This is a genomic window from Desulfurivibrio modestus (genome assembly GCF_044068625.1).
Taxonomy (GTDB): domain Bacteria; phylum Desulfobacterota; class Desulfobulbia; order Desulfobulbales; family Desulfurivibrionaceae; genus Desulfurivibrio.
In genome coordinates this window covers 1-24,366 of record NZ_JBIPKH010000019.1, presented here as the reverse complement: position 1 = coordinate 24,366, position 24,366 = coordinate 1, and the positions used below count along the sequence as shown (strand labels likewise).

The window sequence follows — 24,366 nt, the reverse complement described above, 5'->3', positions numbered from 1 at the left end:
TACCTCAATCCTTCTGACGATAGATCGTATATTGCTGGGCGATGGTCAGGACGTTGTTGATGAACCAGTAAAGGACCAGGCCCGAAGCGAAGTTGAGAAAAAGAAAGGTGAAGACCACCGGCAGAAACATCATGATTCTGGCCTGCAGGGGGTCGGTGATCGGGGTCATCTTCTGCTGGATGAACATGCTGGCCCCCATCAGCAGGGTCAGAACCGGAATTCCGCCCAGCCAGGGAATATCGAAGCCGATATAGAGCCGGTCGGGGGCGGAAAGATCGTTGATCCAGAGCATGAAGGGGGCGTGGCGCAGCTCGATGGACTGGAGCAGCACCTTGTAAAGGGCGAAAAAGACCGGTATCTGCAGGATCATCGGCAGGCAGCCGCCCAGGGGGTTGACCTTGTAGGTCTGGTAGAGCTTGAGCATCTCCTGCTGCTGACGCTGGCGGTCATCCTTGTACTTTTCACGCAGCTTGGCCATCTTGGGCTGGATCTTCTGCATCACCTTCATCGACTTCAAACCCTTGTGGGTCAAAGGCCAGAAGGCGATCTTGATCAGAATGGTCACCAGGATGATGGCGATTCCGTAGTTGCCCACCAGGCCGTGGAAGAAGTTGAGCAGATAAAGAGCGGGCCGGGCCAGGAAATCGAACCAGCCGAAGTTGACCGAACGCTCCAGGTCGTGGCCCAGCTCTTTGAGCAACGACAGCTTTTTGGGGCCGTAGTAGATCAGGTAGTCGTAACGCTGGGAGCCGCCGGCGGGAATAATGTCCGGGGCCGCGGCCACCACGGTGGTGGCGGCGTCATCGGGCCGGGAAGAGAAATGGGCGGTGGCCGAACCCTCGGCCAGGGGAATGATCCCGGCCAGGAAGTAGGAGTCGTGATAGCCGGCCCAGCTCACCCGGCCGGTGTAGCTGCGCCCGGCCCGCTCGCCGGCCAGATCCTTGATTTTGACCTCATGGACTTCGTTGTCCACCAGGGCCACCGGCCCGCTGAAAAGAAAGCGGTCCAGGGGGTCCGCCCCATCGGTGAAGGAGCGCGCGGTCAAGCTCAAGTAGGGGGCGCCCTGCAACGGCACCTCGCCGCGATTGCGCACCTCCTCGCTCAGCTCGATCCGGTAATCGCCGTCCCGGAAGGTGTAGGTGCGGACAAACTCCAGGCCCAGGGGGGAATAGGCCCGCAGGGTCAGGGTCTGGCTCCGACCCGGGGCCACCACCAGGCGACCATCCTGCTCGGCCTCGTAGCGCAGCAGCTCCGCCCGGGAGGGTTCCACTCCCCAGGAGAAGCGCAGGGGCAGGCCCTCTTCGGCATCGGTACGGACCAGATCCTTGGCCGGAGAGTTACGATCCACCGTCTCCCGGAAATCATTGACTCGGAAGCTTTTCAGCACCCCGCCGTTCTCGGAGATTATCGCGGTGTAGAGGGCGGTCTCCACCGTGATCTCCCGGCCGGCCCGGCTGGGATCGAGCAGGCTGGCCACATCCACCGGGACCAGCGGGGCTTCGCCCGCCATCCCCGGCAGTTGGCCGATGACCGGGCCGTCACCCAAGGTCGGCCCGGCGGTTTCACCGGCGGCAGGTGGGGAGGCCACCGGTTGAACGGGGGCCGGCATCGACGGGGAAAAAAAGAACTGATAGACCAACAGGACCGCCATGGACAAGACAATGGCGATCAGGGCTCGATAGTTATCCATAACAGCAAAAGGTTCCTTGTGGTTACTTGACCGGATCGAAGCCGCCGCGGCAGAAGGGATGGCAGCGCAGGATCCTTTTCAGGGCCATGAAGCCGCCGCGCCGGACCCCGTGGATGCTGATCGCCTCCACGGCGTACTCGGAACAGGATGGGACAAAGCGGCAACAGGGAGGGAACAGCGGAGAGATAAGGTTACGATAACCGTGGATAAGGGCCAGGCAGCCCCGCCGGAGGAGAGCGCCGAATCCGGCGGCCAACCGGCCAGCCAGGCTTGGATTTGCGGGAGCGACGCCCATCACCGCAACCCGGCCAGTTCGGCCCGGCCCACGGTGATCCGGCTTAAAGCGGTGGCGATCTCCGCCGGACTGGTGAGGGCGAAGTCGCGGCGTACGGTGAAGACCACCTCCAGGGCGGGGTGCATGCCCCCCCGATGCAAACGGAAATATTCCCGGACAATCCGTTTGATCCGGTTGCGCCGCACCGCCGACTTGACCCCGGATACACTGATCCCCAGGCGGGCGCCCTCCCCCCCGCTGGGGGCGGTTTCGGCCAGACGGTAGACCAGGGCGAAATTGTCGCCCCGGACCCGCCGACCTTGGGCGTAGATCCGCTGGTACTCCCCGGGCTTTCTGATCAGCGCGGTTTTGGGCAGGCCAAAGCGCTTCATCGCCTTAAACGCCCGCTAGCTTCCGCTCAGACCGCCAGCCGCTTGCGACCCTTGGCCCGCCGCCGGTTAATCACCGCCCGGCCGTTCTTGGTGCTCATCCGCACCCGAAAGCCATGGGTGCGGTGCCGCTTGGTGTTGCTGGGCTGAAATGTTCTCTTGCTCATGACGAAACCTCTTTAAACCGGTGATGAAGATAATTTTGCGGCTCCCTCCGCAGAGGGAACCGATAAACGGGGAAACTTATCTTAATGGTGAGCCTTTGTCAACCTGTAACCGCTAACAGCCGTTATCGCCATCCAGGCCGAACATCTTGCGCAGGGCGGCCAGGTTATGGCTTTTCTCTTCGGCTCCCGAACAGTTTTTGAGGAAGAGCATGGGGTGGTGGAGCAGTTTGTTGACCAGGGCAACCCCCATCATCTCCACCGCCCGCCGCTCCTGGGGGCTTAGCTTGGCCAGGGCGGGCAGGGTACGCTGCAACTCGGCCTCCCGCAGGGCATCGGCCCGGCGCCGCAGCTCGGTGATGGTGGGGGCCAGCTCCATGTTGTCCAGCCACTGGAGGAACTTGATCACCTCCTCGCCCACGATCCGCTCGGCCCGGTCGGCCTCCTTGCGCCGCTCTCCCTTGTTGGCCTCCACCACCTGCTGGAGGTCGTCGATATCATAGAGGTAGACGTTGTCCAGGTCGTTGAGGCCGGGATCAAGATCCCGGGGCACGGCGATATCGATCAGGAAGATGGGCCGGTTGTAGCGCTGACGCATCAAGGGGGCCATCTCCTCCTTGCGGAGGATCAGATCGGGCGCCCCGGTGGAGCTGATCAGGATATCGGCCTCGGCCAGCTTGGGCACCAGCTCCGCCAGCGAGGCCGCCTCGCCGTTGAACCGCCGGGCCAGGGCAACCGCCCGTTCCAGGGTCCGGTTGGCCACCACCACCTTGCCCACCCCCTGGGCCAGCAGATGCTCCGCCGCCAGCTCGGCCATCTCGCCGGCCCCGGCCAGAAGCACGGTTTTGCCGTTCAATTCGCCGAAGATCTTGCGGGCCAGTTGCACCGCCGCGTAACTGATCGACACCGCGCTGCTGCCGATACTGGTCTCGGTGCGGATCCTCTTGGCCACCGAAAACGACTTGCTCAGCAGGCGATGGAGTACCGTCCCGGTGGCCTTGTGCTCCACGGCCACCCGGTAGGCCTCCTTGAGCTGCCCCAAAATCTGGGGCTCCCCCACCACCATGGAATCCAGGCTGGAGGCCACCCGGAAAACATGGTTGATCGCCTCGGCGCCGGTGAAGAGGTAGCTGTACTTGATCGCCTCCTCCCGGGACAAGCCGCTGCCGGCAAAAAGAAAGTCGCGCACCTTCTCCAGGGTTTCCGCCGCCGGATCGGCCACCAGCAGCACCTCCACCCGGTTGCAGGTGGAGAGGAAACAGCACTCATCGCAACCGGGGATCTGCCTGATCCGCACCAGGGGGTTGAGGCAATCGCCGGAGAAGGTCAGTTTTTCCCGAATCTCCACCGGGGCGGTCTGGTGATTCACCCCCAGGCAGGCGATCTTCTCAGCGAGCATAGGAGTGGGCTCCCCCCAGGAAAAGATTGACCCCCCAGAGGGTGAAAAGCACCGCGCAGAAACCGAGAATGGCCATGATCGCCACCCGCCGCCGCCGCCAGCCCAAGGTGAAGCGCTGGTGCATCATCGAGGCGTAGATCAGCCAGGTCACCAAAGACCAGGTCTCCTTGGGGTCCCACTGCCAGAAGGCCCCCCAGGCCTGGCGGGCCCAGACCGAGCCGCTGATGATCCCCAGGGTCAGCAGGGGAAAGCCGATGGTCAGACAGTGCTGGTTGAGATTGTCCAGGGCCTCCAGCGAGGGCAGGCGCTCGGAGAAGAACCCCATCCGCTTGCTCTTGATCTCTCGCTCGTGCAGCAGGTACATGATCCCGCCGCAGAAGGCCAGGGCCAGGAAGGCGTTGGCCATCAGGGCGATCATCCCGTGGGCCGGCAACCACCAGCTCTGCATGGCCGGGGGCAGTTCCACGATATGGGAAGGCGAGGCCAGGGCCACGATCATCAGCAGCATGATCAGGGGGGTGACGAAGGCGGCGAAATTTTTCACCCGGTAGCGCCAGCGGAAGAGCAGATAGGCCATGGTCAGCGACCAGGCGAAGAAGGAGACCGCCTCATGGCTGCTGGCCACCGGCGTGTGGCCGGAAACCACGAAACGGGTCAGCAGATACACCGTGTGCAGCGCGGCGGCAACGGGCAGCAGCACCCGGACCATGGCCCGCAGTCGCTTGTTGAGCGTGTAGAAACAAACCAGCGAGGCGACGGTGGCCACGGCATACAGGGCAAAAACTGCCAAAAACAGGAGATCCATGCTATTCAGCCCTCATTTTTGATCCGGTCCACCACGGCCAGGGCCTGGGGGGAACCAATACACTCCTCGACATGCTCCCGCACCAGATCCCAGCGCCCCTCCCGGATCCAGCCGGCCAGATCGGCGGCCACCAGCTCCTTGAAACAGCGGCAGTTCACCTGGTGCCCTTCCCCCCGATCGATCACCAGGGGGCGCAGGGCCGCCAGCAGGGCCAGCAACACCCGGTACTCGTCGCCATAACTATCCTCCAGCTCCCGGCGCAGCCGGGCGGCCAGGGCGGGGCTGGCCCCACCGGTGGAGACCGCCAGACTCAAATCGCCCCGGCGAACCACCGCCGGCAGAATCAGATTGCACCATTTGGGCACGTCGGCCACGTTGAGCAGCAGGTTGTCCCGCTCCGCCTCGGCATGGACCCGGGCCTGCACCCCCTCATCGTCGGTGGCGGCGATCACCAGAAAGGCCCCGGCCAGATCCCCTTCGCGGTACTCCCGGGCCAGCCAGCGCAAGGCCCCGGCCTGGCGCAGGCGTTCCAGCTCCCCATCCAGTCGGGGGCTGATCACCGTGACCGCGGCCTCACAGGCCAACAGACCCTCCACCTTGCGGCGGGCAACCGCTCCCCCCCCAACCACCACACAGGGCCGACGGGCGAGCTGCAAACTTACCGGAAAAAAACCCATTAATCAAAACCCCGCATCACATAATAGGGACGAACAATCCCTTCTATAAACAATCTGGCACATTCCGCAATCAATTAACCCCATGGCGGCGCCAACCTAAAGCTCCTCGGCCATCCCCTTGCGCAGCAGCTCCCGCTCCCGCAGGCGCACATACTGCATCACCTCTTTCTCCTCCTGGGGCCGCAGCAGGAACTGAAGCCCGAAACAGGGTTCCCGCCGCTCATTTTCACAAACCCGCACCACCCGCGCCTCCTTGACCCGCAACCGCACCCGCTGCCCCCCTTCACAGGGAAAGGTCATGGTGATCTCACCGAGCAGGTCGCCGGCCTGTAACCCCTCGACCCGCCGCTCCTCCAGGCAGATCAGGATGCCGGTGGCGCTGATATTTCGCGGGATATAGTTGTGTTTTAAATCATCCCGATGGCGGAAGGCCACCTCGCTGCCCCGGGGCACATCCACCCGGTAATTGGCGCGGCGCTGCAACTGGACATACTTGAACGGCACGGTGGTGATCAGGGTGTCGGCGGTAACCTCCAGCAGCTTGACCGAAAACTGGTTCCAGAGTTGCCCCTTGTCCTTGAAAAGGATCCGCAGGGGCTGGGGGGTCATCCCCGGGGGCCAATCCACCGGCATATCCAGCACCACCCGCTCGCTGTCGTACTCGAGCATGACCACTTTGCCCGACTCATACCCCTTGGCCACCACCACGCAGAAGATGTGCTGCTGTTTGATGATGTGCAGAGCCTGTTGGATAATTTTGGCGGATCGGGTAGCATGAATGCCGTCGCCGAAATCAACCCAGCCGCTGGAGAGCGCTCTATGTTCCTCGGAGATGCCAGTCGTCATAGCCGTGAGAATTTAACATATCTTTAAGGAAAGAGCATGGACAACCTGCCTCCCCCCATTCCCGCCGAAGCGATCTGTTTCGGCCTGGACCGGGCCACCGACGAGCGATCGCTGATCGAGCTGCTGCGCCGCTTCGCCCGCCCCCAGCTCCTGGCCACCCTGGCCCCCCGTCTTACCAGCCGGGAGCTGGAGGAGCTGGTTGACCTCACCGGCCGCCTGATGCGCCAACACCTCAACCATCGCGAGTACCATAAACTTTTTTTAGACAATCGGGAAAAGTACTGATTGTCGCAGGCAAGCGCAAGCATAAATACCTTCCGGCGGCCAGATAAACAAGGAGCTACTGCATGACTGAACCGATCATCAACGACCTGCGGGAATTTCTGGAAATCTTACGGCGAGAGGGGGAGCTGGCGGTTATCGAGGAGCCGGTGGACCCCTATCTGGAGATCGCCGAGATCCACCGGCGGGTGATCGCCCGCCAGGGCCCGGCCCTGCTCTTCACCAAGGTCAAGGGGAGCGCCTTTCCGGTGGTCACCAACCTTTTCGGCACTTCCCGGCGGATGGAACTGGCCTTCGGCCGCCGGCCCCTGCGCTTTGTCGCCGAACTGGTGGAGATGATCGAGACCATGCTGCCCCCCAGCCTGGAAAAGCTGTGGGCCCGGCGGGGCCTGCTGCGCCAGGCCGCCGCCATCGGCCTGAAAACCGGCCGCAAAGGCGCGATCCTGGCCAACCGGCAAAGCCCGGCCCGGCTCAGCGAACTGCCCATGCTCACCTCCTGGGCCAGTGACGGCGGCCCCTTCGTGACCCTGCCCTTGGTTTATACCGAGGACCCCGGCGGCCGGGGCCACAATCTGGGGATGTACCGGATTCAGCGCTACGACGACACCACCACCGGCATCCACTGGCAGATCCACAAGGGGGGGGGCTACCACTACCACGAGGCGGAAAAACTGGGCCAGGCCCTGCCGCTGACCCTCTTTATCGGCGGCCCCCCGGCCCTGATGATGGCGGCCATCGCCCCCCTGCCGGAAAACATTCCCGAGCTGCTGCTGGCCTCCCTGATTCTGGGGAAAAAACTGCCCCTGGTCAAAGATCCCCTGGGGGGACACCCCCTGGTGGCCGGGGCCGAATTCGCCGCCAAGGGAGTGGTGCCGCCCCATCTCCGCCGCCCGGAAGGACCCTTTGGCGACCACTACGGTTACAACTCCCTCACCCACGACTATCCGGTTTTCCAGGTTGAGCGGCTCTATCACCGCGACAAGGCGATCTACCCGGCCACCGTGGTTGGCCGCCCCAAACAGGAGGATTTCTACATCGGTGATTTTCTCCAGGAGCTGCTCTCGCCCCTCTTCCCCCTGGTAATGAGCGGGGTGCGCCAGCTCAAGACCTTCGGCGAGGCCGGCTTCCACTGCCTGGCGGCGGCCAGGGTCACCGACCGCTATCCCCGCGAGGCCTTCGCCTCCGGCCTGCGGATCATGGGCGAGGGCCAGCTCTCGTTGACCAAATTCCTCATCATCACCGATGGTGACCTCGATGTGGCCGATTTTCCCCGGCTCTGGCGCCATGTGCTGGAGCGGATCAACTGGCGAACCGATCTTTTCGTCTTTGCCAATGTCTCCCAGGATACCCTGGACTACACCGGCCCCTCGGTCAACTCCGGCTCCAAGGCCCTGATGATGGGCCTGGGCCGGGAGGCCAAGCGGCAGTTGCCCGAGGAGTTCAACCAGGCCCCGCCCCATGGCTGCCGGGCCGCCCGGGCCTTTCTCCCCGGCACCCTGGTCCTGGAGGGGAGTTCGTATGAGGCGGATCGGGAGCTGCCGGCCCGCCTGGCCGCCGACCCGGCCCTGGCCGACTGGCCGGTGGTTCTGCTGGTGGACAGCGTGGCGGCGGCCACCAAAAGCCTGCAGGAGTTTATCTGGACCTTCTTTACCCGTTTTGAGCCGGCCGCCGACATTTACGGGGCCACCAGCGCCACCGTCCGCCGCTTCCATGTCGGCCTGACCCCGCCGGTGGTTTTCGATTGCCGGATGAAGCCCTGGTATCCGCCGGTCCTGGAGGTGGACCCCGCCACCCGCGCCCTGGTGGACGGCAAGATGGCAAAGATCTTGCCCAATTTTGGGGAGTAAAAAGTTCTCATGTTTGACCGCCGGCCCACCGATGGGTTATAGTGAAAACGCGCGTTTGAATCCAGCAAGAGGGCTGCCATGAAGATCGATGATATCCTGCAGAACCAAAAGATTGCCGGCGGTAAAAAAATCTCGGGCCCCAAGGAAGGGGGAATCGATTTCGCCCGGGTGCTGCAAAGCCACCTTAGCGGGACCCAAACCACCGCCGCCACCGGCTCAACCTCGGCGGCGAGCCAGGCCCTGGCCGCCGTCCCCGCCCACTTGCGACTCGAAGGACTGAGCCTTTCCGAAACCACCATCAGCACCCTGGACTCCTTCAGCGCCGCCCTGGGCAACACCGCCCTGCGGACCGAAGAGCTGGAGCCCTATATCAGCGCCCTGGAAAACGATCTCACCGCCATGCAGGCCCTGCGCCGGGAGCTGCCGGAACAGGACCCCCTGAGCCGCCTGTTGGATCAGGTGGCCGCCGTCTCCCATCTGGAAGCCGCCAAATTTCGGCGGGGCGATTACAATTAAATCAATCGATCCGCCCCCGATCTTCCCTGAATGAAAGAACGATTGCAGAAGGTACTGGCCCGGGCCGGCATCGGTTCCCGCCGGGCGGCGGAGGGCTATATCGCCGCCGGCCGGGTGATGGTGGACGGCTGCCGGGTCAGCCAGATGGGGCTGCAGGTGGACCCCGAGTGCCAGCGGATCACCTTCGACGGCCGCCCCCTCTCCTTTCCCGAGGAAAAGATCACCGTCCTGCTCAACAAGCCCGCCGGCTACGTCACCACCATGCATGACCCCCAAGGGCGGCCCCTGGTCGGCTCCCTGGTCAAGGAGCCGGGTTTGCGCCTTTTCCCGGTGGGGCGGCTGGACCTGGAGACCGAAGGCGCCCTGCTGCTCACCAACGACGGCGACCTGGCCAACCGCATTCTGCACCCCCGCTACGAGATCAAGCGCACCTACCAGGCCACGGTCAAGGGGGTGCCGGCGGCCGCCGCTCTCCAGGCCCTGCGCCAGGGGATCGAGTTGGAAGGGCGCCGGACCTGGCCCGCCCAAATCAGAACCCTGCGCCGTCGGGAAGGCGAATGCACCCTGGAGGTGATAATCCACGAAGGGCGCAAGCGCCAGGTGCGCAAGATGTTCGCCGCCATCGGCCATCCGGTGTTGCGGCTTAAAAGAGTGGCCTACGGGGGGCTGCGCCTGGGCGACCTGGCCAGCGGCGCCCACCGGCGCCTTACCGCGGCGGATATCCGCCGCCTTTTCCAGGGGAGCCCGCCCCAGGGGCAACAGGAATAAATATGCTTTGCATTGCCGGAGCGTGACGGGTAAGATGGCTCATCTTGCTGGATTTTATCGTTTATTTATGCACTGTGGGTGAACAACCATGAACAAGTCGGAACTGATCGAAGCCCTGGCCACGGCAACCGAGCTCCCCTCCCGGGAGGCCAGCTCGGTGACCCAGACCATCCTGGGAACCATGATCGAGGCCCTGGCCAAGGGGGAAAGCATCGAGATCCGTGGTTTTGGCAGCTTCACGGTCAAGGAGTACGACAGCTATTTCGGGCGCAACCCCAAAACCGGGGAGAAGATCAAGGTCGATCCCAAAAGGCTGCCCTTCTTCAAGGTGGGCAAAGAGCTGCGGGAACAGGTCAATCAGTGACGATTTCGCCGACCAGGTCGTAGGGGTGGGCCTCGGTGATTTTCACCCGGACCAGGTCGCCGGCCCGGCACTGGCCGTCGGCGATGTAAACGCAGCCGTCCACCTCCGGGGCCTGATGGCGGGTTCTACCCTCCAGCAGCAGCTCCGACTCCCCACTTACCCCCTCCACCAGCACCTCCTCCACCCGCCCCACCCGAGCCTGATTGGCAGCCAGTGAGATCTCGGCCTGCAAGGCCATCAAACGGTCCCGCCGCCGCTCTTTAAGCTCATCGGGGCACTGCCGGGGCAACACGGAGGCGGCACACCCCTCCTCGTTGAAATAGGTGAAGATTCCCACGTGATCCAGGCGGCAGTCGGCCATGAAGGCGGCCAGCCGCTCCAGGTCCTCCTCCTCTTCCCCGGGAAAACCGACCATGAAGGTGCTGCGGATGGTCGCCCCGGGCAGCAGCCGGCGGATCTCCCCCACCAGCTCCCGGATCATCGCTTCTCCGTAGGGACGATTCATCGCCTTGAGTACCCGGTCGGAAACATGTTGGAAGGGCAGGTCGAAATAGGGCAGAATCCTGGGCTGCTCCGCCACCAGGGCGATCAGGTCGGACTTGACCCGCGAGGGGTAAAGATAGAGCAGGCGGATCCAGGGGATATCGGTGTCACGCAACAAGCCATGGAGCAGATCGGCCAGCTTGGGTCCGCCCCGCAAGTCCAGACCGTAGGCGGTCAAATCCTGGGCCACCAGGGTCAACTCCTTGACTCCGGCGGCGGCCAGCCCCCGGGCTTCCCGCAGGATATCGGGCAGGGCTCGACTGCGCAGGTCGCCGCGAATGGAGGGAATCAGACAGTAACTGCACCGGTTGTCGCAGCCTTCGGTAACCTTGAGATAGGCCCGATGGGTTGGGGTCGCCAGCCGCCTGGGCAGCTCCGAGTTCATCAGAAAAGGCGGAATTTCGCCCTGTTCACGGAAGCGGTCGGCGGCTCCAGGCAGGACGGCACAGGAGCCACCCGCCGCCAGGGCCCGCAGCCGATCGGCAATGGTCGCCACCTCTTCGGTCCCGAGAAAGAGATCCACCTCGGGCAGTTCCTTTACCAGATCGGCGCCATAGCGCTTGACCATGCAACCGGTCACCACCACCCGCACCGTCGGATTTTTCCTAAGCTCGATAAGCCCGAGGATGGTGTCGATCCCCTCCTCCACCGCCGACTGGATAAAGCCGCAGGTGTTAACCAGCAGGATATCGGCCTCTTCGGGCTCGCTGACCGGGGTAAAGCCCTGCTCCAGCAGCAAGCCCAGCATCACCTCCGAATCCACCAGGTTCTTGGGGCAGCCCAGACTGGTTAAATGAACAGTTGCCATCAAAATTATCCTCGCCCGATAAAGTGAAAAAGCAGCTCCAGCACAGCGCGGGAGCGGCGACGAAACTCTTTGTGGTTAAACGCGGGCTGCCAGGGGGAATCGGGGCGCGCCAGGTCGGAAATCAACAGCAACTCCACCAGCTCGACCCCCCGGAAAGCCGCCACCGTGGCCAGGGCGGCATACTCCATCTCCACCGCGCAAAGGCCGGCCCGGCGATATTCCTCCACCTTGGCCATGGTTTCACGATAGGGGGCATCGGTGGTCCAGACCGCTCCCCGGCGAACGGGGAGCGCGGCTTCGGCCAGGGCCTGCTCCAGGGAGGTGAGCAAACCCTCGGCGGGCAGCGGCGGCTCGGCCAGGGGATAGTGGCGGGAGGTCCCCTCCTCGCTCAGGGCCGAAGTGGGCAAAACAATATCCCCCACTGCCAGATCGGCCGCCAGGGCACCGGCCCAGCCCAGGACAATCACCGGCCCAGCCCCCAGGGCGATCAGTTTCTCCAGGCAAAGTACCGCCATGGGCGCCCCCACCGCCGGCCCGGCCAGCCAGCCCCCTCCGGCCTGATTCTGCCACAGGTTGCTGTGGAAGAGGCGCTGCCGCCGCCAGCCGGCCGTTTGAGCCAGGCAGATTCCGGCGCCGGCCTCGGCCGGATTGACCAGCAGCAACCCCGGCCCGGCCAGCGCCGGCTCCCCCGGCAACCGCCGGGGAGCGATCACCACCTTATCGTCACCCCCATCGCCCATCAAGCCGCTCCCTGCTGCTGGCCCAAAAAAAAGACGGCAAAGCCTTCGGTTCCGGGCCTTACCGCAAACAAAAACCGGCGACCGAAATCAATCGGTCGCCGGATTATTTACCACAACCGGCCAACTTTTACACCCCGTTACTCCGGGGCGGTCAGCGGCCGACCGCTTAAAGCGGATTTCCCTACATGCCCAGCAGGGCGCCGTAAGGATGAGCGTAGAGCAGGATCAGGGAGATAACCAGACCAAAGATGGTCAGCGACTCGGCAAACGCGATACCGAGAATCATGGTTACGGTGATCTTACCGGAGATTTCCGGGTTCCGGGCGATGCCGGCACAAGCGTTACCACTGACTACACCAATACCGATACCGCAACCCAGGGCGGCCAGGCCGACGGAAAGCGCGGCGGCAACACAAACCAGGGCGATGGCCATCTGGTTAACGCCACCGGCGGCTGCTTCATGGCCGGCAGCCATGGCCACCGAAGAGATCCCCAGGACCATCAGGGCTGACAGAGCAACTACTCCTACCTTTTTCATCCTTACTTCCTCCTTGCTTTGTTATTGAGAAGATTGGCCTTCTTCTTGTGAAACCTTGGTTATTAGTGGGCGTCTTCCATGGCCATGGCGAAGTAGAGCACGCTGAGCAGCACGAACACCGCCGCCTGGACAAAGGAGACCAGCACCCCCAGCACCAGAATGGGCAGGGGGGCGAAATAAGCGCCGGCCAGGATAAAGAGAATGGCCAGCAGGGTCTCCTTGGCCATGATGTTGCCGAAGAGACGAATGGAGAGGGAAAGAATCCGGGCGAAGTGGCTGATCAACTCAATGGGCAGCATCAAGGGAATCAGTACCGGCATCGGCCCGAGGAAATGTTTGATGTAACCGGCCCCATGGTATTTGACCCCCAGGAAATGGGTGGTGACAAAGACGATCAGGGTCATGGCCAAGGTGATATTCAGGTTGGCGGTGGGGGAAAAGAATCCGGGGATCAGACCGATCAGGTTGCTGACCAGGATGAACAGGCCGAAGGTGGCCAGCATGGGAAACATCATCCGGGCACCCTCACGGCCCATGTGCTCGGCCATGAAGTCCTCGATCCCGCCGACCACGGTCTCCCAGAAGTTCTGGCCGGGGCCGGGGATCAGCTCCATCCTGCTTCCCATGGTCAGCCGGGGCAGGATGATCAGGAAGAGCATCACCAGCAGGGTGTAGGTCACATGGGGAGCCAGAAGCTGGGTAAGGTCCCAGAAGTTGCCGGGCTGCGGCATATCATGGGGTACCGGTAGTCCCAGCAGGTTTTCCAGAAGCACGTTAAGAAAAAGAATCGGATGTTCCATGGCTGTCTACTAAGCCTCCCTCACGCCAGAAGTCTTTTGGCCCGGCTGATGGCGGCCAGGGTAATGCCGACTTGCACCGTCGCCAACCCCACCAGAAAGCCGGGAATATGAAGCTGCTGATAACGAACCAGAAAATAGAAGAGCAGGCCCAAAAAAACCAGCCGCCCCAAACACTTGAACATGAACTTGATCTTGGCCGGCTTGGTGGGATTGGCCGCCAGCCGCAATGAATCCCGCTTCAGCCACTGAAAACTGAGGATCACCACAAAGCCGCCGATCAGCACCGATATGGCGGCCAGGGGGGAGGCCAGCAGCCAGGCCGCTCCCGCCAGGGCCAGCAGCACCACATAGCTGATAACCTCCACCCTTTTCAGGGGGATATCCGCCATCTGCTGGATGATCATGCCGTCTCCGGTCGCCGTGGTCATAGATCCTTTCTTTGGCTCAAGCTGTACATATTCTTAAAAGCGGCCGCCACCCCGAAGGCCAGGAAGAGCATGGTCAGCCAGGGGGCGGTGCGGCCGTCGAACACTTTGTGATCGAGGAAGTAACCGATGCCCAGGCCGATGAAAATCGAAAAGACCATGGTCATCCCGATGGTCCCGAAGGTGGCCAGCAACTTCAGTACTTCCTTTTGTTCTCCGGCCATCAGCTCAGTCCCATTGGTGATTCCCAGGCCCTGACGAGGGGGGCGACCAAAATGAATCGCCCCTCATAAAGCCGCAAAGTGTTTCGTATCTATCAAGGCAGGCCTTTAAAGTCAACGGCTTTTTTCCTGGTCCCGCAACTTTTTGAATGACCATTCGCTTTTCTCCAGGGCCAGGGCCAGGTCGGCTTCCGACTGGGCGGCGGAGATAAAGGCGGCCTCGAACTGGGCCGGCGCCAGCCAGATCCCCTGCTCCCGCATGTTGCGATAGTGGGCGGCATACCTGGCGGTATCCGACCGGCCCGAAGACTCGTTGTCGGTCACCGGGCCGGGGGTGAAGAAGGCGGTCATCATCGAGCCCACCCGGTTCAGGGTGGTTTGCCCCGGCAGATGACGCTCGGCCAGCTCGCTCAGTCCGGCGGCGAAGCGGGCGGCCTTCTCTTCCAGTTCCTGATAGAAACCGGGGCGGCTCAGTTCCCGCAGGGTGGCAGCCCCGGCCGCCATGGCCAGGGGATTGCCCGACAGGGTGCCGGCCTGGTAAACCGGGCCGTCCGGGGCGATCTGGTCCATGATCTCCCTTTTGCCGCCGTAGGCCCCCACCGGCAAACCACCGCCGATGATCTTGCCCAGGCAGGTCAGGTCGGGACGGATCCCGTAATATTCCTGGGCCCCGCCCAAACCCAGCCGGAAACCGGTGATCACCTCGTCGAAGATCAGCACGATCCCCAGCTCACTGGTCAAGCGGCGCAGGGCCTGGAGAAAGCCGGGGGCCGGCGGTACCACCCCCATATTGCCCGCCACCGGTTCGACGATCACGCAGGCGATCTCCCCAGCGAGCCCCCGCAGGGTTTTTTCGAGAATCTCCTCGTTATTATAGGGAATGGAGATGGTGTTTTTGACGATATCCTCCGGCACCCCGGGGCTGCCGGGAATCCCCAGGGTCAGCACCCCGCTGCCGGCCTTGATCAGGAAACTGTCGGCATGGCCGTGGAAACAGCCGTCGAACTTGACCACCTTGGCGCGGCCGGTGAACCCCCGGGCCAGGCGCACGGCGCTCATGGTGGCCTCGGTGCCGGAGCTGACGAAACGAACCTTCTCCACCGAAGGCAGAGCGCCGGTGACCAGTTCGGCCAAGGCGATCTCCTTGGAGGTCGGGGCTCCGAAGCTGGTGCCGGAATCCAGGGCCTCGCGGATGGCCGCCACCACGGCGGGGTGATTATGACCGAGAATCATCGGCCCCCAGGAGCAGACAAAATCGATATACTCGTTGCCGTCGGCATCATAAACCCGGGACCCGGCGGCCCGCTCGATGAACAGAGGTTCACACCCCACCGACTTGCAGGCCCGCACCGGACTGTTGACCCCGCCGGGGATATGCCGACAGGCCTTGGCAAAAAGTTCTTTGGATCGTTCGATATTCATTTTTTCCCCTTATAATGTATAGTGTTCGATTCAATGCTTAATGGCGGTGACGGCGCTTAACAGCGAGCAAAGCTAACACGGGCGCCGACCGATGTCAAAAATCCTCTTGTTCCCGTTTGCGGGCGGCCGCGGCCGCCTCGTCGAGATTTTTGTACACGGCGGCACTGCGGCCACACTCGGAGAGCAGGGCCAGGGAGAAGACCACCTGAACGGAGATCAGCAGGATGTGGATCAGGGTCAACTCCTCGGTGGCCACCATGAACATGGCGCTGAGCAGAAAACCGGTGAACACCAGGATGCGCAACGGCTGGATCAGCCAGCGCGGCAGCCTGGCCGGAACCAGATCAATTACCGTACGTGGTTTCTCCCGTGACATGGCACTCCCCTCTTGGCTAATGGATGGGCGACGGTACTGCGGGACTATACCCCGATTATTCCCCTGATTGCACCCGTAAAATTGCCGGGCTGCCACCACCGCGTCACCATTCACATCCCTTGCCACCCAATCCGGCTTGGTCTATATTGGTTGGAAGCGTTAGCGTTCGGCGGCGACCAAACCGCCCGACAATCAACCGCAGACCTTTGGGGGGCCCCATGTCCATAGACACCAACATCAAAATCCTGCTGGTCGAAGATGCCGGCACCATGCGCAAAATGGAGGCCAAGATCCTGGGCCAGGTCGGTTTCACCAACATCGTCGAGGCGGTGGACGGCCAGGACGCGGTGGCCAAGCTGGAAAGCGAGGATGGTATCGGCCTGGTGATCAGCGACTGGTCCATGCCCAACATGGACGGCCTGCAACTGGTGCAATGGTTGCGCGGCCAGGAAAAATTGCGGGAGATCCCCTTCCTGATGGCCACCGGCCACGGCGACAAGGAGTACGTGGCCAAGGCCCTGGAGGGTGGAGCCAACGGGGTGGTGGCCAAGCCCTTCACCCCCAACGAGTTGAAGTGCGCCATGGAGAAGGCCTTCGGCATCGAGCAGGAGGCCGCCCCGGTGGTGGACCAAGGCCCCAAGGTGTCCCGGGAGGGCCGGGTCAACCTCAAGATGGCCCATATCCAGATCACCGATCACCTGGCCCTGGGAGTACTCAAGCACCGGATTGAAACGGGCCGGGAAAAACCCGCCCATTTTTCCCTGGAGACCCGCTGCCTGGCCAGTTGGAACCCGGTCCAGGCGGCCCTGGAGAGCGGCGAGGTGGATGGCGCCCTGATTCTGGCCCCGGCGGCCATGGACCTTTTCAGCTACGACGTGCCGCTCAAGCTGGTACTTTTCGCCCATCGCAACGGCAGCATCTGCGTGCGCAATCGCCAGGGCAAGTATATCAAGCCCTACCAGCAGTTTTTCAAGCACAAAACCTTCTACATCCCCCATAAGATGTCGATCCACAACATGCTGGCCCACATGTATTTCACCCAGATGGGCCTGCGGCCGGGGGTGGCGGGCAAGGAGGCGGTCAACGTCCTCTTCGACGTGGTGCCGCCGGTGGCGATGCCGGAGTTTCTGCGCGACAACCACGAGGCCTGCGGTTTCCTGGTGGCCGAACCCATCGGCTCCCGGGCCATTGCCGCCGGGATTGCCGAAAAGCAGTTTCTCTCCAGCGAGATCTGGGATCGCCACCCCTGCTGCGTGGTGGTCTTCCGGGAAGAGATCATCAACCAGTATCCCGAGGCGGTCCAGGAGTTCACCAACCTGATGGTCACCGCCGGCCGTTCCATCAAGGAGAACATCGACCAGTCGGCCGAAATCGCGGTGCAATTCCTTGATCCAGCCGGCAAGATCGGGCTGTCGGCGGAGCTGCTGCGCAACGTGCTTTCCGACCCCGAGGGGATCGTTTACGACGACCTCTACCCGGTGCGCGACGACCTGGAAACCATCCAGGATTATATGGTCAACAAGATGGAGATCGGCAAGACCATCAACCTGGGAGCCTTCATCGACACCCGCTTTGCCGACCAGGCCTGCCGCAGCGGCGAGCAGAAGGCGGCCAGGCAGGAGGGAGGCGGCCGGTCGGGCGCGGCCCTGAAGCTTGAGGAGTTCAAGGAAAAACAGGTCCTGGCCAGCCGCGAGGGTAAATATCTGGTTTTTGCCTTGGGCAACGAGCGCTACGGGATCGGAATCCTCGACGTGCGAGAGATCATCGGCCTGATGGATATCCACGAACTGCCCAACATGCCGCCCTTCTTCAAGGGGGTGATCAATCTTCGCGACCGGGTGATACCGGTGCTGGACCTGCGGCTGAAGTTCGCCATGGAGGCCGCCGCCTACAACGAGCGCACCTGTATCATCATCGTTGAAATTTCCGGGGTGCGGGGCTCCACCCTGACCGGGATCATTGTCGATTCGGTCTCCGAGGTCCTCAACATCCGCGACGATCAGGTGGAGGACCCGCCCTCCTTCGGCAGCGGGGTGGACCGGAGCATGATCCTCGGCATGGCCAAGCTCAAGGAGGGGGTCACCATTCTGCTGGATATCGACCGCTTGATGCACACCCAGGAGGCGGTGCCCATGGTCGCGGCCGCCGGCGACGCCGAGGAGGTGTTCTAACCCTTGCCCGCCAACCGCCCGATGGTGGTGCTGATCCACGGCATCTGGATGACCGGTTTTGAAATGGCCCTGCTGGGCCGGAGGCTGCGGGCGGCGGGTTTCAGCACCCGCCGGTTCCCCTACTCCTCCCTGCGGACCACCCCGGAGCGCAATGCCGATGACCTGGCAAAATTTATCGACCGGCTGCCGCAACAAACCGTCCATCTGGTGGGCCACAGCCTGGGGGGCCGGATAAGTGAACTGCTGCTTCGCCGCCATCCACGGCTGGCCAAACGGCTGGGCCGGGTGGTCACCCTGGGCACCCCCTTCGCCGGCAGCCACATCGCCCGCTTGCTGGCCCGCAACCCCGTCAGCCGCTTGCTATTGGGAAAAGCCGGGCCGACCCTGGTCAGCGCCGTCTCCTCCTGGGACCATAAACCGCCCCTGGGAGTGATCGCCGGCGACTGCGGCCCCGGCATCGGCCATCTGATCCCGGCAATGCCCAAACCCCACGACGGCACCGTCGCCCTGGCGGAAACGGTAATCGCCGGCGCCACCGCCCGGACCACCATCCCCCACGGTCACCTGCCAATGCTCTTCCAGGGCCGGGTGGCAGCCCTGGTGGCCAAATTCCTCCAAACCGGCACCTTTGACTGATGGCCGAAGGTGCGGTGTCAGGCAAATGCTATCTCTATCCCCTTTTGCTCCCTTTTGCCCATTCTGATTAACCGGTAATCAGGCCTTACGGGACGGCAGGCCTTACGGGACGGCAGGCCTTACGGGACTAGCCTTACGCGGCCTTACGGAGGCCTTACGTTGGCAGGCCTTACGAGGCCTTACGGGACGTTGTTTAATTGCGAGGCCTTACGGGACGTTGGAGGCCTTACGGGACGTTGTTTAATTGGGGGCCTTACGGGACGTTGTTTAATTGTTTAATAGGACCTGAGATGATCTTCTTAACCAGCTCAGGCTGCTCGACAACTATTTCACCGCCTCGCCGCACCGCGTGGCTTGCCGCGGACCGCCTTATGCCGAGAAGCTTCCCGATCTCCGTGCCGGAGTACAAGAGAATTCGCACCGCAATATGGCAGAAAACATCCCTGGCCGTCACAACATCCTTGTTTCTGCTCCGCTTGCCAAGCCGACCGGCCTCAAGGCCATAGAAGCGCTCCACCCTGCGCATCAGCTCCGGCGGTTTCATGCCGGAAAAGAGCTTTTCACTCAGTTCCCGTTCTTGCCGGAGTCGCTCGATAAATGCACCGCTGCCAAGAACTCGCTCATCATATATTTCCGGTTCGGAACCGGCCGGCGTGGAGTCTCTGCGGCTCCTTTTCAGGCCGCCCCCGACAAGATCCGGCCTTCTTCCTTGTTGCAATCCGTCCGCGATAAACTTGAGAAATTGCGCCCTGGCCTTCTCGGGACTCCTTCCAAAGCGCCCCATGATTTCATCCACAACCTGCCCCTCCAGGGTTGCCGCTCCCATGAGCACGGCATGACCACACCACTGGTAACTGTTCAGTGATCCCAGATCCGGCACGATGTTTGCCCGCAGGGGATTGAGATGAATATAACGGACCAATTCCAAAAGATACGTTTCTTCCTCGCAGACCATGGATTTATAACGATTCTGAAAAACATGCCCTACGCGGCGGTGTCGTTTATTGAAATTAACGGCATAGCCGGTCAGCAGACGGCGCATGAACTGCTTCAATTCGATGCGCCTGGGAAGGAGCAAGAGATGGAAGTGGTTGGGGATGATGGCCCAGGCAAAACAGTCGGTGTCGGTCTCTTGCAGCAGGCTGGAAAAACGCTCCACGAAAAAACGGCGGTCAACGTTATCACGAAAGATGTTCCGCCGTTCTATTCCGCGGACAATAACATGCTGCAGCAGGCCTGGCTGGTCGAGTCGTGCTTGACGTGGCATATGAGCAAAATAACATCTGGAAAATTTCTATTCAACAATTAAACAACGTCCCCCCACACCGTCCCCCCACACGTCGTCCCCCCACACTTCCCCCCACAACCCCCAAACCCTATCTTTTCTTTACACGCAGAAGAAAATGAAAAACAAGGGTCACGACCAACGAAATAATTAATGAGTATAAAAAACTAGCTATGACTGCAAAAAAAACAAAAGGGTCAAGATAACCGACAACAAAATAGCCGACAATCTGGTAAATTACGGTTGTGATTAATGATGAACATAAAATAACAATATATTTATTATATATTAGAATATTAATAATTATTGCAGAAAAAATAGCAATCACATGAAATGTGACTAACGCCGTCATTTATTACTCACCATTTTAATTGAATTAATATTATTATTTCAATTACTCGCAACACTTCTGGGCTTGATTATATGCTGATTGACCAAGAGTACGGACGGCACTGTAATATGATCCGGCTATAGATTTACAATGTATTTTCATTGTTCCGTTCAATCCTTCACAGGCTGCAAGCATGTTTTTTCTAAACTCCTCATCACATTGGCTTTTCGTGGAACCACACCGAGCGTAACAGTCGTCGTGTTCCCCGCATGCCCTCTCGAAACAGAAGCTGCCCCACCAACTATCGGGCACTGCCCAATCGTTCCACAAAGTCCCACATTTTAATCCAGTCGGATCAACCACATTCGCCGGATTATTAAGAACATAAGCATACAAATTCGGCCCATCCCCCGCAAACCCGATGGGGTCTTTCGAGATGAACCTTCCCGCCGGGGCATCATAATACCTGGCGCGGTAATAGTATAGTCCGGTTTCGCGGTCGTATTCGCGGGCGGTGAAGGTGTAGGGTTGTTTGATGCGGTTTTTCCGGTTGCGGGGGTTGCCGAAGGAGTCGTAATGGTAGTCCTGGACCACCCGGCCGCGCTGGTCGGTTAGTGCCGTGATCGAGCCCAGGCCGTCGGCGTGGTAGTAGTAGGTGTGGCGGCCCTGGTGGAGGGCCAGGGGCTGGTCGATGCCGGGGCCGGGGAGATAGCGGTTGCCGATTGCTCCGGTTTCGTCGGTTTCGAAGAGGATATCCTGGCCGTCGTAGACGTAGCGGGTGGTATTGACCTCCTTTCCTTTTTGACCGGTGCTCTGCTTTTCGATCCGCCGGCCGAAGGGGTCGTAGGCGAATTCGACCCTGGCGCCGTCGGGCAGGTTTACCCTGATCAGCCGGTTCTCGTAATCCCACTGGTAGGTGGTGACCCCCTCGGGGGTTTCTTTCCGCACCAGGTTGCCGTTGTGGTCGTAAGCGTACTGGGTCCGATTGGTCGCCAGCAGTTGGTTGGCGGCATTATGGCTGTAGCTCTTGGCCAGATGGGAGGCGAGGCGGTTGCCCACCGGGTCGTAGTCGTAATGCTCCTTCTGCTTCTGTGCGGCCCGCTCGATCCCCCGGCCCGATCCTCCCCGTTCATTCTCCGGGCTGAACCCCGGGGTGGACTGCACCGCTTCCCGCAGCCGGTAGATCCGGTCGTAGTCGTAGCCGATGCTGAACCGCTCGGTGGTCTTGCCCAGGCGGTTGCCGATTTTGTCAAGCTCGTAGATGCTTTTGAGTAGCGCCTCGCCCGCAGCATCCCGATGCACCAGCGCGGTCAGCCGGCCGGCGTTATCGTAATCGTAGTCGGCGGTCATCCCGTTGGGATAGGCCAGGGTGGTTCGCCGGCCCAACTCGTCGTAAGTGAAGCTGAACGCCTCGCCGTCGTCGATGGCGGCCAGTTGGCCGGCGGTATTGTAACGGTAGCTGATGGTCCGGCCGTCCGGGCTGATCATCCGGGTCCGGCGGCCGGCCTGGTCGTACCGGTACTCGATGACCCGGCCATAGGAATCGACCACGCCGGTCATTCGGCCGGCGGCATCATAGGTAAAAGAGTAGCCGATATGGCGGTTGGCGGCGGTGAGGATATTGCCCCGGGCGTCGTAGGTGAAGGTTACTTCGCTGCCGTCGGGGTAGCTCTTCTTTACCAGCCGGCCGAGGGCGTCATGGCGGTGGTTGATGGTGTTGCCGTTGGCGTCGGTGCGGCTGATCACCCTGCCCTTGGCGTCATGCTTGTAATTGGTGGCGTTGTCCAGGGGGTCGGTCACCTTGAGCAGCCGTCCGAGCTGATCGTAAGCGAAGAGGGTGGTCTGACCCTTGGCGTCGGTGAGGGCGGTAAGCCTGTCCGTGCCCCCGCCGGAGCAGGTGGCGCAGCCCTCGCCGCCATGACTGAAGGTGGTGACGAAGCCTTCGGCATCGATCATTTTTACCAACTGTCCTTGGGCATTGTATTCATAGCGGCTGGTGTTGCCATTGGCGTCGGTTTGAGTAAGAAGGTTGCCGGCGGCATCATGGGTGAAGGTGGTGACATGGCCCAGGGGGTCGGTAATCTTTACTAAATTGTCGTTGCTGTCGTACTCGAAAGAGGCGACTTGCCCTTGGGGATCGATCTGCCTGAGCAGCCGGCCGACCCCGTCATACTCGAAACGGGTGGTGCCCCCCGCCGGGTCGGTGATGGTAAGCAGGTTGCCGGCGGCGTCATGGGTCATGGCGGTGGTGAGGCCGGCCGGGTCGGTGATGGCGATGACGTTGCCCCGCCCGTCCACCTGGTAGCTGGTGACGGCGCCGGTGGGGTCGACGGTCGCCGTCAGGTTGCCCCGTTGGTCGTAGCGGAACTCGCTGGTTTCCCCGGCGGGATCGGTGATGCCGGTGACCTGGCCGAAGTCGTTATAGCTATACCTGGTGCGCTGCCCCAGCGGATCGGTAATGGAGAGCGGGTTGCCGTTCTCATCGTAACTGTATGAAGTGGTGCCGCCGTCGGGATCGGTCCTGGTCAGCAGGTTGTGGTGATCATCGTAAAGATAGCGGGTGATGCCGCCCAAGGGGTCTTCCTTCTCCACCAGGTCGCCCTTGACGCTGTCGTAGGTGTAGCGCCAGACCCCGCCGTCCTTTTCGGTGACCAGGGCGGTTTGCTCTGCCTCATCGTCAGGCTGAGGGTATTCAATGACGCGCTTCCGCCCTTCCGGGTCGGTGACGCCGGTTACCCGCTGCCGGTCGTCGTAAGCGTAGCTGGTGGTGAAACCGCGCCGATCGGTTTTGCCGAGCAGGAAACCCCGGGCGTCGTAGCTGTAGTTCCAGCTGCCGCCGTCGGGATAAACCACCTTCGCCAGCCGGTTGCCGGAAAACTCGAAGGAATAGTCGCGGCCGGCCGGATCGGTTATGGCCGCGAGCCGGCCGGTGTTGTCATAAGCAAAGCCGGTAACCCGCCCGGCCGGATCGCTAAGCGCAACCAGTTGGCCCCCCTCGTAAACCAAGGAAAGGGTGTTGCCGTTGCGGTCCTCGATGGCGGCAAGCCGGCCGGCAGCGGTGAAACGGTGGACGGTGCCTGCCTTTTGCTTCAGAGTGAAGGCGCCGTCATCGTCCCTGCTCAGCAGCGAGTAATCGCCCCGGGGCGAGAGGTAACCCTCCGCGGTGGCGGTGTAGAGCTTGCGATCACCGTTGGCCATTTTGATCAACACCGAACCGTCGGCCAGCTCCCGCAGCAGCAGTTCGTAGCTATGGCTCCAGCCCCGGCCCAGCACACCGGCATGGGGATCGAGGCTGTTGTAGTAAAGGTTCAGGTCAACCACGGGGCCGCTGCCGCTACCGGCAAAAAGCGGCTGGCGGTGCGAGAGATTGCCGCTGGCGATATTGGCCCGGGAGCCGAAGGCGATCAGCAGGTTGCAGTTGGCGTCCCAGTCCACCCGCAGGGAAACAGTGGCGGTATCCTGGCAGTTGGGATCATCCACCGCCCATGCCCGGAGAACGGCGGTATAGTTACCGGGCTCGGCCTGGGTGCCGTCGGCCGCCCGACCGCTCCAGCGGGTGCTTACTTTGCGGCCGCTGCCGGTGGCGATAACCCCGGGCGACGAAACACCTCCGGCCGCCACCAGTTCGAGCTCCCAGTTGACCGCCTTGCTTGGGCTGCCGGTAATATCGGCGGAAAATGACGCCGCCTGGCCGGCGCTGACATTCACCGTGCCGCCGCCGTTGAAGTTCTCAATATCCAGTTCACAGCAACCTTCCGTTCCGGGTTCGGGAACGGTGAAGAAGATGGTCTGCTGATCGACAATATCACCAAGACGAGACGCGTAATTGGTGTAATGGGTCACCCGCGGGTAATAACAATGAACTCCGAAGATATCCTGCAGATAGACCGTCAAAGCATGCTCACCCGGGTCCAATGTCGAGGGGTCAATCACGATGGCAAAATTCAACAGATCGCCAATGGGGGTATACACAAGGTCATTGTACAAGCTCCACCGCGAATGGAGATTGCGGACCAGATAACTGGAGGAATCATTGATCTGGTAAAGCC

General features: G+C 61.7%; 25 protein-coding genes. 7 read left to right on the top strand and 18 right to left on the bottom strand.

Annotated features, from left to right (window positions below; translation table 11 throughout):
* Window positions 1–4: 4 nt before the first annotated feature.
* The 8 genes from yidC to ACHHRT_RS10995 all read right to left on the bottom strand — a co-directional run bounded on the left by yidC (window position 5) and on the right by ACHHRT_RS10995 (window position 6,244).
* Window positions 5–1,690 carry a membrane protein insertase YidC gene (gene yidC, locus ACHHRT_RS11030; protein ID WP_395499826.1) on the bottom strand — a complete coding sequence of 562 codons (1,686 nt, stop codon included), beginning with the start codon at window positions 1,688–1,690 and terminating at the stop codon, window positions 5–7.
* A gap of 22 nt (window positions 1,691–1,712) precedes the next feature.
* The gene (gene yidD / locus ACHHRT_RS11025; RefSeq protein ID WP_395499825.1) at window positions 1,713–1,985 is read right to left on the bottom strand and encodes a membrane protein insertion efficiency factor YidD; all 273 of its coding nucleotides are present in this window, start codon (window positions 1,983–1,985) and stop codon (window positions 1,713–1,715) included.
* Window positions 1,985–2,356, bottom strand: coding sequence for a ribonuclease P protein component (gene rnpA, locus ACHHRT_RS11020; protein WP_395499824.1), 372 nt, complete (start codon window positions 2,354–2,356; stop codon window positions 1,985–1,987). The genes yidD and rnpA overlap by 1 nt, the downstream gene beginning before the upstream one ends.
* Window positions 2,357–2,382: 26 nt before the next feature.
* Window positions 2,383–2,520, bottom strand: a complete 138-nt coding sequence (gene rpmH / locus ACHHRT_RS11015) for a 50S ribosomal protein L34 (protein WP_395499823.1) — start codon at window positions 2,518–2,520, stop codon at window positions 2,383–2,385.
* Between the two features lie 112 nt (window positions 2,521–2,632).
* Window positions 2,633–3,916, bottom strand: a complete 1,284-nt coding sequence (hemA, locus tag ACHHRT_RS11010) for a glutamyl-tRNA reductase (RefSeq protein WP_395499822.1) — start codon at window positions 3,914–3,916, stop codon at window positions 2,633–2,635.
* Entirely contained in the window at window positions 3,906–4,721 is an 816-nt protein-coding gene (ccsB, locus tag ACHHRT_RS11005; RefSeq protein ID WP_395499821.1) for a c-type cytochrome biogenesis protein CcsB, read from the bottom strand. The genes hemA and ccsB overlap by 11 nt, the downstream gene beginning before the upstream one ends.
* 5 nt (window positions 4,722–4,726) lie before the next feature.
* Window positions 4,727–5,377: a precorrin-2 dehydrogenase/sirohydrochlorin ferrochelatase family protein gene (locus tag ACHHRT_RS11000; RefSeq protein ID WP_395499820.1), complete on the bottom strand. Its 651-nt coding sequence runs from the start codon at window positions 5,375–5,377 to the stop codon at window positions 4,727–4,729.
* 117 nt (window positions 5,378–5,494) lie between these two features.
* Window positions 5,495–6,244: a flagellar brake protein gene (locus ACHHRT_RS10995; protein ID WP_395499819.1), complete on the bottom strand. Its 750-nt coding sequence runs from the start codon at window positions 6,242–6,244 to the stop codon at window positions 5,495–5,497.
* A 36-nt stretch (window positions 6,245–6,280) separates the two neighbouring features.
* Here ACHHRT_RS10995 and ACHHRT_RS10990 point away from each other — a divergent pair, with 36 nt between their 5' ends.
* The 5 genes from ACHHRT_RS10990 to ACHHRT_RS10970 all read left to right on the top strand — a co-directional run bounded on the left by ACHHRT_RS10990 (window position 6,281) and on the right by ACHHRT_RS10970 (window position 10,021).
* Complete coding sequence (locus ACHHRT_RS10990; protein ID WP_395499818.1) at window positions 6,281–6,529, top strand: hypothetical protein; 249 nt, start codon at window positions 6,281–6,283, stop codon at window positions 6,527–6,529.
* Window positions 6,530–6,591: 62 nt separating this feature from the next.
* Complete coding sequence (locus tag ACHHRT_RS10985; RefSeq protein WP_395499817.1) at window positions 6,592–8,373, top strand: UbiD family decarboxylase; 1,782 nt, start codon at window positions 6,592–6,594, stop codon at window positions 8,371–8,373.
* Between the two features lie 78 nt (window positions 8,374–8,451).
* Window positions 8,452–8,889, top strand: a complete 438-nt coding sequence (locus tag ACHHRT_RS10980; protein WP_395499816.1) for a hypothetical protein — start codon at window positions 8,452–8,454, stop codon at window positions 8,887–8,889.
* Window positions 8,890–8,919: 30 nt separating this feature from the next.
* Window positions 8,920–9,657, top strand: a complete 738-nt coding sequence (locus ACHHRT_RS10975) for a pseudouridine synthase (RefSeq protein WP_395499815.1) — start codon at window positions 8,920–8,922, stop codon at window positions 9,655–9,657.
* 88 nt (window positions 9,658–9,745) lie between these two features.
* A complete protein-coding gene (locus ACHHRT_RS10970) occupies window positions 9,746–10,021 on the top strand; it encodes an HU family DNA-binding protein (protein WP_395499814.1) in 276 nt (91 codons plus the stop codon).
* Here ACHHRT_RS10970 and rimO read toward each other — a convergent pair.
* The 8 genes from rimO to ACHHRT_RS10930 form a co-directional block, all read right to left on the bottom strand.
* Window positions 10,011–11,372 carry a 30S ribosomal protein S12 methylthiotransferase RimO gene (gene rimO, locus ACHHRT_RS10965; RefSeq protein ID WP_395499813.1) on the bottom strand — a complete coding sequence of 454 codons (1,362 nt, stop codon included), beginning with the start codon at window positions 11,370–11,372 and terminating at the stop codon, window positions 10,011–10,013. The two genes, ACHHRT_RS10970 and rimO, sit on opposite strands and share 11 nt — an antisense overlap.
* Before the next feature lie 5 nt (window positions 11,373–11,377).
* Window positions 11,378–12,112: a nucleoside phosphorylase gene (locus tag ACHHRT_RS10960; protein WP_395499812.1), complete on the bottom strand. Its 735-nt coding sequence runs from the start codon at window positions 12,110–12,112 to the stop codon at window positions 11,378–11,380.
* Window positions 12,113–12,293: 181 nt separating this feature from the next.
* Entirely contained in the window at window positions 12,294–12,650 is a 357-nt protein-coding gene (gene atpE, locus ACHHRT_RS10955; protein WP_395499811.1) for an ATP synthase F0 subunit C, read from the bottom strand.
* Window positions 12,651–12,712: 62 nt separating this feature from the next.
* Window positions 12,713–13,450, bottom strand: coding sequence for a F0F1 ATP synthase subunit A (gene atpB, locus ACHHRT_RS10950; protein ID WP_395499810.1), 738 nt, complete (start codon window positions 13,448–13,450; stop codon window positions 12,713–12,715).
* Window positions 13,451–13,470: 20 nt separating this feature from the next.
* Window positions 13,471–13,878 carry an ATP synthase subunit I gene (locus tag ACHHRT_RS10945; protein ID WP_395499809.1) on the bottom strand — a complete coding sequence of 136 codons (408 nt, stop codon included), beginning with the start codon at window positions 13,876–13,878 and terminating at the stop codon, window positions 13,471–13,473.
* On the bottom strand, window positions 13,875–14,099 hold the full coding sequence (locus ACHHRT_RS10940; protein WP_395499808.1) for an AtpZ/AtpI family protein: 225 nt from the start codon (window positions 14,097–14,099) through the stop codon (window positions 13,875–13,877). Before ACHHRT_RS10940 ends, ACHHRT_RS10945 begins: the two co-directional genes overlap by 4 nt.
* A 111-nt stretch (window positions 14,100–14,210) precedes the next feature.
* Window positions 14,211–15,518, bottom strand: a complete 1,308-nt coding sequence (gene hemL, locus ACHHRT_RS10935) for a glutamate-1-semialdehyde 2,1-aminomutase (RefSeq protein ID WP_395499807.1) — start codon at window positions 15,516–15,518, stop codon at window positions 14,211–14,213.
* A gap of 94 nt (window positions 15,519–15,612) precedes the next feature.
* The gene (locus tag ACHHRT_RS10930) at window positions 15,613–15,894 is read right to left on the bottom strand and encodes a hypothetical protein (protein WP_395499806.1); all 282 of its coding nucleotides are present in this window, start codon (window positions 15,892–15,894) and stop codon (window positions 15,613–15,615) included.
* Between the two features lie 218 nt (window positions 15,895–16,112).
* Between ACHHRT_RS10930 and ACHHRT_RS10925 the strand changes: the two genes are divergently transcribed.
* Together ACHHRT_RS10925 and ACHHRT_RS10920 are read left to right on the top strand one after the other, a co-directional pair.
* Window positions 16,113–18,065, top strand: coding sequence for a chemotaxis protein CheW (locus ACHHRT_RS10925; RefSeq protein ID WP_395499805.1), 1,953 nt, complete (start codon window positions 16,113–16,115; stop codon window positions 18,063–18,065).
* Between the two features lie 3 nt (window positions 18,066–18,068).
* Window positions 18,069–18,701 (top strand): esterase/lipase family protein, encoded by a 633-nt coding sequence (locus ACHHRT_RS10920; protein WP_395499804.1) that lies wholly within the window; start codon window positions 18,069–18,071, stop codon window positions 18,699–18,701.
* A 253-nt stretch (window positions 18,702–18,954) separates the two neighbouring features.
* On the opposite strand, the gene ACHHRT_RS10915 is transcribed toward ACHHRT_RS10920, so the two are convergent.
* Together ACHHRT_RS10915 and ACHHRT_RS10910 are read right to left on the bottom strand one after the other, a co-directional pair.
* Window positions 18,955–19,968, bottom strand: a complete 1,014-nt coding sequence (locus ACHHRT_RS10915; RefSeq protein WP_395499803.1) for a transposase — start codon at window positions 19,966–19,968, stop codon at window positions 18,955–18,957.
* Between the two features lie 412 nt (window positions 19,969–20,380).
* Window positions 20,381–24,289 carry an RHS repeat-associated core domain-containing protein gene (locus tag ACHHRT_RS10910; protein ID WP_395499802.1) on the bottom strand — a complete coding sequence of 1,303 codons (3,909 nt, stop codon included), beginning with the start codon at window positions 24,287–24,289 and terminating at the stop codon, window positions 20,381–20,383.
* Window positions 24,290–24,366 lie beyond the last annotated feature (77 nt).